Origin of the sequence: Caballeronia sp., from assembly GCF_049581465.1 — a bacterium.
Classification (GTDB): domain Bacteria; phylum Pseudomonadota; class Gammaproteobacteria; order Burkholderiales; family Burkholderiaceae; genus Caballeronia.
Genome location: NZ_JBAUSA010000788.1, coordinates 1 through 2,554, shown reverse-complemented (window position 1 = coordinate 2,554; position 2,554 = coordinate 1). Strand labels below are relative to the sequence as shown.

At 56.9% G+C, this 2,554-nt stretch carries 1 protein-coding gene and 3 pseudogenes; 1 reads left to right on the top strand and 3 read right to left on the bottom strand.

The features are described 5' to 3' along the window. Positions 1–250: pseudogene (locus tag WCA53_RS19395) on the bottom strand (hypothetical protein); the annotation flags it as partial. Between the two features lie 300 nt (positions 251–550). Between WCA53_RS19395 and WCA53_RS19390 the strand changes: the two are divergent. Further along, positions 551–844, top strand: a pseudogene (locus WCA53_RS19390) (DDE-type integrase/transposase/recombinase); the annotation flags it as partial. 114 nt (positions 845–958) lie between these two features. Here WCA53_RS19390 and WCA53_RS19385 read toward each other — a convergent pair. After that, positions 959–1,645, bottom strand: a complete 687-nt coding sequence (locus tag WCA53_RS19385; protein WP_423914293.1) for a hypothetical protein — start codon at positions 1,643–1,645, stop codon at positions 959–961. A gap of 12 nt (positions 1,646–1,657) precedes the next feature. Continuing rightward, a pseudogene (locus tag WCA53_RS19380) lies at positions 1,658–2,554 on the bottom strand (hypothetical protein); the annotation flags it as partial.

The following is a 2,554-nucleotide window of genomic DNA, read 5'->3' as shown; positions in this document are numbered from 1 at the left end:
GTCCATGGGTGACACGGAGCCCATCCGCCTTGGCGTACCGACGTCCGAAGAGGTCACGTTCTGGATTCCATTCGTAGATACTCTCACCGACAAACATCGTTTTTACCGGCGATTCGGAAAAACGACGTCCGACCCAAGGCCACCACGGGAGCTTGCTCCTGCTCTCGAATATCTGGTCAAAAGTCAAATCGATCATCGCCTCGGCAGCAACCGGCTTGTCACCTGGGAGCGGGATCACGTTCGTATTCATCTTTGTTTTCCGATATCAGTCGTTTCGCTTCTACGCCCAGGCAAGCCGCTCGAACGCGCGGCAGGCTTATCGAACGGCTGCTCTGCTCGCAGCGGCGCGCCAACGTGACGTGTAGCTCGCCGCAGGCGAGCTGGCCGGCGAATTTCCGCGCTACACGCCCAAGCCTTCGAGGCGTGGAAAGTGTGACGGGCACCGCAATGTTGGAGCCCGCCTTGCCGCTTACCTTGGTTATTCCTATATAGCACCCGTTTGGCCGCACGCTAGCCAACAAGTTGACAACCTTCGCGCTCAAGCGGCACCTATGCGGCCTCGCATCGCGCCGTGCGCGAGATGAAGATCGACGGCTTGCTGCCCGAGGATAAGAAGGTCCGAACCTCGAAGTATTCGAACAATCTCATCGAGCAGGATCATCGCAACGTCAAGTCCAGCACGAACGTCATGCTCGGTGTCAAACGCTTCCGGAACGCTGCGATCACTCTGGCAGGCATTGCGTTGATGCAACGCATTCGCACAGGTCAATTCAACCTCGTGAAGCTAAGCCTCAAAGATATCGCTGCGCCCGCTGTGTGGAATGCTGGTCTGTCGGCTCGATAAGGAACTTTAGCTATACGAAACACTTCGACCAAGCCGCCTAGTTGCGCCAGAGCCCGAAAGACTACAGTGCCGTGGACAGCATGTAGGCTTTCGTTTTCATCAGCGCAATAGGACCTACATATCCTTCACTTCCTTTTGTTGTTCCGAAGCGGATGTCGGCAACGCAGCAATCTTGCCCGCACTGGCGAGTTTAACCAGGCCCTCACCGATCTTCGCAGTGTTGCTCGCTTGTGCGCTAACCGATGAAGCGACATCCTTCAGTGCAGCAAGGCGGGGCAGCAACACAGGGTTAGCGGCCACACCCGACACAAGCGCGCGGCTGCCATCGGCCAGTTGCTTGTCCTTAAGCACGCCAAGCATGAAAGTGAAAGCGGCATTGCCGAACGCATTCAGTTGCGCCTTGTTCATGCTTTTTAGCTTGTCCTGCACGTCTTTGCTCGACAAAGCCTTCTGCACGGCCGTAGCCTTGTCCGTGCGGATCTGCTCGATCGCGGCAGATTTTTCAGCTGGGTCCGCAATGGCGTTGGCGGCTGCCTCTCGTGCTTCCAGTGCCGCAATATCTTCGCTGTTCCCGACAGCTTTGAAGATGTGAGCCGTTGCAGTGCCAATCATCAAATCCGCGTCCTGTGCGGTTTTGATGAACGCGTCGATGTCGCCACCGGAAACCGTGCTCGTAGACGATCCGCCCACACCCGGAATCGCGGCCGTAAGGTTACCAATGCCGAATGCCATCGCCTGCGGCGCATTTGCCGCCAGTGTGCCGATAAGCAGTGCGACCCGAAGTGCGGAGTTTTTTTTCATTTGGTCTATTCCTCAATTTGTTTTTAATAACATCTGTTTCATCACACCATCGAGACTTGTCCGCGTATCCGCGTCCAAGTCGATACTTTGCAAGGCAACGGCATTCGCGGCATCAGTCGCCGCCGGATAGCCGCTCGTCGTGTAGCCATGTTCGAGAATGACCTGATTCAACACGTTGCCTCCCGCTTTCTGTCGGTACGCGAGGCGCACGTTGTACACCCCGGCACACGTTCCTCCGTCGCATTTCTGCTCCTTCTGATCGATCCGGTACAACGCATCCAGGCAACGGTCGTATGCGGCCGGCCGCAATTCCAGGTTCTTTGCGAACCCCGATTGACCTCCGACCTTGCCCTTTACGAGCTCAGCGAGGCCGGGATTGACCATCACGATAGGAGCACGCGACGCATCGGCATACACCAGCGCATTAAAGCGCTCAAGCGCTACCGATCCAATCTGGCTTTTTTCCGCCGGGCAGAATGCGATGCGTTGTGCGCCTGCGCCGGCGTTCGCCACACTGTCCACGAGGACGACATCTCCGCTGGTCGGTTTTGAAGGTTTGCCAGCGACCGGTAGCAACAGCGACGCAGTCACTTTGCTTGCGTCCCGGCTGATCACACTGGCGTCCCATACCGGAACTAGTGCATCTTCTGAAATACCGCCCGGCCGCCCCGCGCTGTGAAAGACACGGATCGAGTCGCCCGGCTGCAAATTCATCCCAGGATCGTCAACCTGGAAGGTATCGGACGAGGCGTCGGTGACGTTCAATGTCACCGGCTTAAAGCGCACCTCTTTGCTAAAGCGCTCCGCGAGGTCATTTAACGCATTCTTTAGCACCACGTCTTTGCGGTCCTCAATGCTGAAGCCAGATTTGTCGGTGACGGTGTCATCAATTCGCTGGGTGACGTCTGC